This window comes from Deltaproteobacteria bacterium, assembly GCA_018668695.1.
In the GTDB taxonomy this organism is placed as follows: domain Bacteria; phylum Myxococcota; class XYA12-FULL-58-9; order XYA12-FULL-58-9; family JABJBS01; genus JABJBS01.
Genome location: JABJBS010000011.1, coordinates 1 through 8,804 on the forward strand (window position 1 = coordinate 1; position 8,804 = coordinate 8,804).

An 8,804-nucleotide genomic window follows, 5' to 3' on the forward strand; every position below is an offset into this window, starting at 1 on the left:
CACGACCGATGGTTCCTGGACCGTCTAGCGACTCATATTCTTGCATTTGAGGGAGATAGCCACGTTGAGTGGTTTGAAGGCAACTATGCTGAGTATGAAGCAGACCGAAAGCGGCGTCACGGCGAGGAGGGTTCACGGCCTCAGCGTGTGAAATTCCGTCGTTTGGCGGCGATGTAGGTTTAGAGCATAATAAAGATGACTTTTGATCACCTATTAATTGTCCCTATTTACAGGTGGTTAGGTGTTTGTCGTTAGCTGATGATCTTAGGATGGGTAGAAATATCTAAAGTCAAAAATGGTCCAGACGATGAGACCTATGAGTACGGGTTGCGATGTGGATGCAGCCGGTAGGGGTCCTGAACAACATGGTATCAGGGCATGTGTGTGTGGTTCGCGTCATTTGAGACGCGATAGGGAAGAGGAGCTTAACCATGATGTCTGTAGTCAGTAATTTATCATCACTCAATGCGCAGCGGCATTTGAGCCAAACCCAAAACAGGTTGAATCAAAACATTGCGCGCTTGTCGTCCGGACTCCGGATCAACCGTGCAGCCGATGATGCATCCGGCTTAGCGATCAGCGACCAGTTGCGAACGCAAGTCAAAGGCTTGAGCCAGGCGAGTAGAAACTCGAACGACGGCATCAGTCTTATCCAAACAGCTGAAGGCGCACTAAACGAAGTCTTTGGCGTTCTCAATCGAATGCGCGAACTATCTGTCCAGGCCTCAAACGAAGGAACCATGGATGGTACCCAGCGCGGTTATCTCGCTCAGGAATTTACTCTGCTTGAGTCGGAACTCGACCGCATCGTCAGCGTGACTGAATACAACGGTCAAAAGCTTATCGACGGCAGTGTATCGGCCGGTGTTAGCTTTCAGGTCGGTATGCGTAATACCGCAAATGACCGAATCAGTGTCAGTCTTGCGAGTGTCTCCGGCACGCAGCTTGGAATGAACGACGAGACTTTGAGCTCGTCGACAGGCGCGCAGAAGGCAATTGCAGCGATTGACCTTGCGATTCAAACAATTAACACGCAACGAGGTACCCTTGGTGCCACTCAGAATCGTCTCGAAATGACGATCAGCAACATCGGTAGCATGCGTGAGAATTTACAAGCGGCGGATTCTAGAATCCGAGACGTTGATGTGGCGGAAGAGACAGCTGCGATGAGTCGCAACCAGATCTTAAGCCAAGCAGGAACGTCGGTATTGGCTCAGGCAAATCAACTGCCTCAGTCAGCACTGTCGCTCATCGGCGGTTAATAGGGGCTTCCACAAGCTCCTGTGAGGATGTTGGTAGCCTACGCGGCGCTGATGACTTCACACCAATTTTTATAAGAAGCTTCTCGAATAGCACCCTATCGACCGGTTTACCCGGCGACAGGGTGCTTTTTTTTGTTGTTTCTTGCGTAACTTCGCAGTTTTTCGACGTTTTTTTTCATCCATCCTTGCATCGACATCCCGAGACACTGATACACTAGATGCGTAGAGATGTCCGTGTGGGACACACCAACCAACTGGTCTGGAGGAATTTGTTATGAGCGATTCCCAAGATGGGACGCCGGCGGAAGATCCGCCGGACGGAGCCGCTCTAACCAGCCAGATTCACACTATTAATATCGCATGCGAGGGCTGCAACGAGGCGTACTCCGTCAGTGATGACGATGGTCTCGCGGGCATGAGTTTCCCCTGCGATAACTGTGGAACCATGGTGGAAGTGCCGGAGATGCCTTGGGAGGACCAAGGAGGTACCACCTTCGAAACAACAAGCGCTCCAATGGAGATGAGTTTCGATGATATTCCAGAAGAAAAATCGCTCGAAGGTGGTTCCGCGATCAATGTTACATGCTTCTCATGCCTGGAGGAGTATAACGTCTCAGCCGACGATGGCCTCGCTGGCATGGATTTCCCCTGCGACAATTGTGGGGCGGAAGTCAAAGTGCCCGACCACCCGTGGCCCGATGCGGAACCGGATCAGAACTACGATGACGATTTCTTTAATGTAGGAACTCCTTTGAGTGAGGAGGAGTTAGCTACCCGTGGAGATCAGGGTCAGATGTCTGCGGACGACCTAGATGGTGTGCCCGCGGAAAGTGACGCGCCTTCCATTGAGGGGGGTACGGAAATCACGGTCATGTGTTTCTCCTGCCTGGAAGAATACAACGTCTCCGCAGAGGATGGCTTAGCGGGTATCGAATTTCCATGCAGTAACTGCGGGGCTGACGTTCAAGTGCCGGACCACCCTTGGCCGGATGACGAGCCAGCTCAGGATTATGACGATGACTTCTTTAACGTCGGAACGCCTTTAACCGAAGAGGAACAGGCTGCTCGTGATGCGAGTGAAAGTGAAGAGGCAGAGGCAGCTGGTAACGTAGAACCACCGGTTTCTGAGGACTTGCCTCCTGCGCCATCTCCAGAAGCGAGAGAGCCGGCTGAGGCGCCAGGCGACGTCGCCGATGACAGTGCGGCCGCCAAAGGGAAGAAGAAAAAGAAAAAAGAGAAGAAGGCCAAGAAAGAGAAGAAGGCTAAAAAAGAGAATAAGAAAAAAGATACGCAAGAGGAGGCCGCTCAGGATACTGAAGCGCCAGCTCCCCCTCCCGAATTCGCACCGGAACCAGAACGGGCATCGCCCGCGCCGACTTCCAGGCCATCGCAACCACGAGCACCCATGGCAGCCGCACCAGCGGGTCAGGCCAGACGGCCACAAGCTGCTAAGGGCGGTTCAGGCGGCCCACGGAGACCTTCGGTTGTGGCGGGTGGCAGTCGGCGAATACAGGCACGCACAACTGATCCTGAAAGCACGGTCACAGTAGTCCACGAACAAGGTGAGCCTGCGCCTAGACCCGTTGAGCCTAATACCGCATCACGGGTTCCAATGCCTGAGATACAAAAACCAGCCGAGCGAAAGACCTTTCGTGAGCCGGACCGACCCCGTCTCGATATGCGCAGTGGGGGTATCTCAGCGCCGTCTGGGAACTATGCCGGCGGCGGCGGTGGCGGTTCAGAACCAGGGCCTGACGAGATTACGGTCAGGTTGCAACGTGGTGGCGGACGCGCGGCAGACGACCCAGACACACAGCCCACGCAGGCGTTTCAACGAGAGCCTTCACGGGGTGGCAACAAGCTACCGCCTCCAGGATCGGGTAAGTCGAAAGGCCCAATTGTGGTTAGGGTCGTAAGCCCCTTTTTCGATGGTATGAAGAAGCTGTTTTCACGGGGTACAAGCAACGATGATTCAGCGGCTTCTATACAACAGGCAAGCCCGGGTCCGGCCCAGCAGCAGACTGCCGCCCCCGGAGCACCGACCAGTCCCCAGGAGCAAGCACGTCGTAGGCAGGTTCAAATTATTCATGAACAGCGCGAAGACATCCGACGCGGGGTGGGGGTGCGTGATTCTGCAGTGGATGATGCGCTCGGCGACGAGAATGTCGAAGGGCCAGCGGTTGACCTAGACGAAGAAGCCCGGCAGCTCAAAATTCGCAATATCAAGCTCGGTATTTTAGCCGCACTTTTGGTGGCCCCCTTTATCATTTGGAGCGACGTCTTTTTTGGCCCTTTGCTTGGAGACAAGGCGCGCCCTGAAAGTGATAAGAAGTTTTGGGAGAACCGTGAAGCCGGGGAAACCGATGACCCCAATACTCCGACGGTAGACCTGAGCGAGATGCTCGGCGCCAAGGAAGAATCCCAGGTCGATACAGCAAAGCCTATTTCGGCGGATAATGTTGACTCGTTGGGTTATCGGAATTTACGGAACCAAGTAGACTTGTTGGCCGCAGCTGGGCCAAGTGGGAATAAGAGTTTGCTCTTATGGGCTCGGTTCCGTTTGGCCTATGCTTACAAGGACCCGGTGGCTCGTAAGCAGCTTATAGCGACGGCGCCAAAACGTCTCAACAGCGAAGAGTATGGGCCCATGGGGCTTGCCGCGGCAGCGGGCGCATTGGCGCTTCAGGGCAAGGCGAACAAGGCTCGCAAGCTTATCAACAAGCTGACGGTGTCTGAGGGTAAGGAATCGCCTCAGATGCATCTCGTCATGGCATTAAGCCAGAAGCCTCGAGGCAATGCCGACAAGATTATTGCCATGTTGGAAGAAGCGTTGTCGAAAAACCCTTCGATGATCGATGCACAGCTTCTGCGTGCACAGATTATGGCTAAGCGTGGCAAGGGCGGCGAAGGCTGGGCGGATGATTTGGTTGATAGCATAGTGGAGTCGAAGGACCCCGACAATGCAGTTCGGGGTGGCGAATTATTTATTAAGCAAAAGCTCTATGCCGAGCAGGCGAAAATGTTCGAGCCCTTTAAGGCGGTGCCGGCAAACGATGCGATGTCGCCTGAACGGCGAACAAAATTTATCAACATGCTTACGGGGTCGCACCTGCATAAGGCTGACTTTTCTGAGGCCTATGCCTCGGCGAAGACTCAGCTTGAAGGTTCAGCGTCGTCTGCCACTATTGTTGATGTGGCGAATTTAGCTGAAGCAGCTGGCGAGAACCCGTTGGCGATACTGGGTAAGAATTCAGGCATGCTGGGCGGCGGCGCAGACAAAGGAAGAGTTTACCTGGAAACCGTTCGGTGGAAATTAAAGCTAAACGATTTTTCAGGAGCGAAGTCGACTTTTGACAAAGTTAAATCCAGGCCAGGTGTCCGAGGCACCCCCTGGATGCACATGATGGACGCGGAGCTTGCTAAGGCCAAGGGCAAGGCTGGTCAGGTCAAGAAAGCTTTGAAAAAGGCCACTAAAGGTCGCTCAAAGAACCCATACGCTGTTTATGCAAGGGAGACCGCCGGTCAAAGCAATCCTGGTCTAGGCCGACTTGAGCAGCTTGGTAAGAAGCTCAAGACGCCACGTTTGCAATTGGATATAGCGAAGGCTCAGTCCGATAATGGGAAACTGGTTGAGGCAGAGGCTGGTTTCGAAACCTTGCTTTGGGGGCAAGCCGGCGCACCCGATCCGGTAGAGACGGTGCTCGGTTGGATTGATTTGCTAGACCGTAAAGGTGAAAGCGATACGGCTCGAACCTTGGCCGAAAGTGTGCAGGCAAGTAGGCCCGACGATCTTCGTCCTGTTAACCAACTGATTAATCTTGCAGATCGAAATGATGACGAAGATAGCGCTGCTAAATGGGTTACGGCCAAAATAAGACTCAAGAAAAAGAGTCGTAAGGCTAAGGAAGCCAACGCCGCAAAGCCTGCAGGAACGGACCAGGGCAGTGCTGATGGTCAAACGTCGACAGGACAGGGTGGTCCTGGATCTGGAGACAACACGCCGGCACCTGCGGATAGCGCGGGGGGTACACCCTGACAGGTTTACAGGTGAGAGAATGTAGTTTTGCGTGGGTGCATGTATGCAATGCGGCTCACGAAACTTCTGCACCGGTTGACCGGCGCTGGAGATGGCAATATCAATTTAAGAGTAGGGGCACATCGATTGATGTGCGGGTAAATCTTAAAACGGGGTAAGGACTTGCAATTAGCAAAGCCGATGGAACTTGCTCTTGAGGGACTTCTCAAGGCCTGTGAAACGATGTTTATGCTCACCCTAGAGCCTAGGGGAGATTTCGTTGCCTTTGATCCGACATCCATGAAGTTTGGCGGTCGTATCAGTGTCATTCGTGACGATGGTGTATGGGACTTGGCGCTCTTTGGATGTGAGAATGGTTGTAAAAGCTTAACGCGGGCTATCTACGTGATGGAACCCGACGAGGAGCCCACGGCTGAAGAAGTTGTGGATGCACTCGGCGAGCTTGTGAATATGACTGCCGGTGCGATTAAGAAGGCTGTAGGGTCTGGCGATAAATCCACCGGTACGATTCCTCTTTTTCTCGAGGGCGATGAGTGTGCCAAATTCGGTACTAGAAAAATCCCGCTCCTGGGTCGTGCGCTAAGCAGCCCGGATATGGACGGTGAGATTTTCTTCGTCTGGAGTGAGCGAACTTCTAAAGCGCTTATGAGTGAAATATCTGCCGTGCTTGAAGAAGCGGGCGGCGATGAAGAAGCCGGCTCAGCAGAGCCCGAGCAGGTCTTGGGGCCTGTTGAACGAGATGAAGAAGACTTGGAACTCTTTGTTGAATTCTTGGACGAGAGCTACGACGAGGTCGACCGAATCGAAGAAATTCTAGGCGAGATACAGGGCGGTGCATCCGATCCCGATTACGTCAACGAGATGTTTCGAAAGGTGCACTCCATCAAGGGTGTTGCCAGTTGTATTGACCTCGAAGATATCACTCGACTTACCCATATAACCGAAGAGGTTTTGTCGGACTGTCGCGAGGACAAGTTGAAGGTTGCAGGCAACGTTTTAGATGTTGTTTTGGAATCCAATGACTTGCTCCGTATCCTGCTCGATGCAGTGAAGGTTGCGGTTGATGAGAGCCGCGAAGTTCGACGATTCTCTGAAGTGGAGCCGTTGGTTGCGAAGCTTGAAGCGGTACGTGATGGGCAAGTAGCACCGTCTGCTGCTATTTCAGGTGGTTCTCCGGATGTGGTCGAGTCCGATGCTGCGGCTGCGGGCTCTCAAGAGAGAACGAAGGTTGAACGTGATGAAGAAGACGTTGAACTCTTGGTTGAGTTTCTCGATGAGAGTTACGACGAAGTCGCACGGATTGAAGAGGTTCTCTTGGAGCTTCAACAAGGTGTTACGGATCCGGAACACCTGAATGAAGTATTCCGCAAGGTTCACTCGATCAAGGGTGTTGCAAGCTGTTGTGATCTCGATGATATCACCAACCTAACGCATATAACTGAAGAAGTTCTATCCGACTGTCGCAGTGAGAAGTATGAACTCAAGGGCGGCGTGATAGACGTTTGCATGGATTCAAACGATTTACTCCGAAAGCTTCTGGACGAAGTAAAGTATGCCGTGGATGAAGGTACCAGTTTAATTTTGTTTCCTGAAGTGGCAGGACTCATCGACCGCCTCGAGGCGGTCCGCCGTGGTGAAATGTTGGCGGCGCCTGAGCCACAAGGCTTAAGCCTTTGGTTGTTGGCAGAGGCCCTCTCGCTTCTTGAGGAATTGGGCGAAAGCTTACCTCAGTGGGCGGATGGTTCCCTGCGCGAAGGTGTAACGAAGTGCCACGAGGTTATGCAGCTCGTTATCAACGGTGATGTAGACGAACCTGAGCCTTTCGTGGCCTGGGCTGTTGCGACTGTTGACGGCTTATTGTCGGCGCTTGAAAACGGTAAAGCGTTTACGTCGATTGAGTTGCCAGCGATTAGGGATGATGCGCAGGCCGACGAAGCAGACGCACCGCAGAAGTCGGCGAAGAAGACCAAGGAAACTGTTAAAGTTGACATGGAGCTTTTAAACCAACTTGAAGCTTTGTGCCTGAAGCTGAATGAAGCGCAGAAGAATATGACGGAGACAGACACTGAGTTGTCTGGCTCGTTACTTCAGGCGTTTCAGGAAATGAGTGGCGTGTCCACGGATATCCACGAAATCAGTGCTAGACTAAGAATGGTTGAACTCAAGCCAGTGTTTACCAAAATGAGCCGCATGGTTCGTGACCTTGCCAAGAAAACAGAGAAGCTGGTTAAGCTGGTTGTTCACGGTGACGACACCAAGGTTGACCGAAAGATGGCTGAGGCTGTTAGTTCGCCTTTGGTTCACATGGTTCGAAACGCTGTTGACCACGGCCTTGAAAGCCCAGAAGGCCGCAAAGGCGTAGGCAAGCCTCCGCTCGGCACCATTACCATCAATGCATACAACGACGAGAAAGAAGTCATCGTCGAGATTTCAGATGATGGCAAAGGTATTGATAAAGACGTTATTTTCAACAAGGCCGTACAAAAAGGTTTGGTTGAAGAGAATCAAGACATGCCAGAATCTGAGATTTTGGCTCTGATATTTCATCCCGGGTTCTCGACCGCAGCACAAGTGACATCTATTTCCGGCCGCGGCGTGGGAATGGATGTCGTTCGCAGGGATATTGAATCTTTAGGTGGCAGAATTGAGATTGCTACTAACCTAGGCAAAGGCAGTACCTTTAAGATGGTGATGCCCTTGATAGCAGCAAACTGAATTGCAAAACCAAGTGGGTAGGTAAGACAAATGACGATTATGATAATTGAAGATAGCAAGCCGATGCGAAACCTCATCAAACGAACCTTGAAGCAGGCAGGTTTTGGTGACCACGAAATCATTGAGGCCGGGGACGGCGAGGCCGGTCTATCTCTTATCAAATCCAATAAGCCAGACCTTGTGCTTTGCGACTGGAATATGCCGAAAATGAACGGGATGGAGCTTCTCAAGACGCTCAAGCGTGAAGCCATTGACGTAAAGTTTGGTTTCGTTACATCAGAGCAGTCCCAGGAGATGCGCGATGATGCGGAGTCAGAGGGTGCTCTGTTTCTAATCGGCAAGCCGTTTACAGCTGAGAACTTCAACCGTGAACTCACGGCAGTTTTCGGCAAGGACGATGCATCGGGTACATCGATTCCTCTCAAGGATTGGCTTGATGCGGTGGTTTTGGCCACCAAGCAGGTGTCATCGAATCCTCTCGGGTTCGCGAGTGAGGCGGAAGTCGTTGCCTATACAACCGATATCCCGAGTGACCAAATGGGCTCCTATCTACCATTCGAAGGTGGTGATGACCTGCTTTGGCTGTGTATGTTCTCGGATGCTCGAGGTGCTCAGTCCTTATCGCGAGCTCTCTTTGCGTTGGGACCGGACGAAGAAGATCTACCACCCGACGAAGTCGGTGATGCTATTGGTGAAATCTTGAACATCGTGGCGGGCTTGGTGAAGTCTCAAATGGAGCCTCGTGGCGTGCGGTGCAAGATTGGGCTCCCGCAATACATGGAATCTTCGAA

Annotated in this window: 5 protein-coding genes; all 5 read left to right on the forward strand. The window is 52.5% G+C overall.

The window, feature by feature from the left end:
• Positions 1-177, forward strand: a 177-nt coding sequence (locus HOK28_00540; protein MBT6431546.1) for an energy-dependent translational throttle protein EttA, incomplete at its 5' end; no start/stop codon positions are given.
• A 254-nt stretch (positions 178-431) separates the two neighbouring features.
• Positions 432-1,262: a flagellin FliC gene (locus HOK28_00545; protein ID MBT6431547.1), complete on the forward strand. Its 831-nt coding sequence runs from the start codon at positions 432-434 to the stop codon at positions 1,260-1,262.
• Positions 1,263-1,536: 274 nt separating this feature from the next.
• Complete coding sequence (locus tag HOK28_00550) at positions 1,537-5,298, forward strand: hypothetical protein (GenBank protein MBT6431548.1); 3,762 nt, start codon at positions 1,537-1,539, stop codon at positions 5,296-5,298.
• Positions 5,299-5,460: 162 nt separating this feature from the next.
• On the forward strand, positions 5,461-8,013 hold the full coding sequence (locus HOK28_00555) for a hypothetical protein (GenBank protein ID MBT6431549.1): 2,553 nt from the start codon (positions 5,461-5,463) through the stop codon (positions 8,011-8,013).
• Positions 8,014-8,043: 30 nt separating this feature from the next.
• On the forward strand, positions 8,044-8,804 hold a 761-nt coding region (locus tag HOK28_00560; protein MBT6431550.1), incomplete at its 3' end, for a response regulator.

Excerpts from the sequence above, each read along its gene's own strand:
- HOK28_00550 (MBT6431548.1), top strand. The coding sequence starts at position 1,537 with ATGAGCGATTCCCAAGATGGGACGCCGGCGGAAGATCCGCCGGACGGA.
- HOK28_00545 (MBT6431547.1), top strand. The coding sequence starts at position 432 with ATGATGTCTGTAGTCAGTAATTTATCATCACTCAATGCGCAGCGGCAT.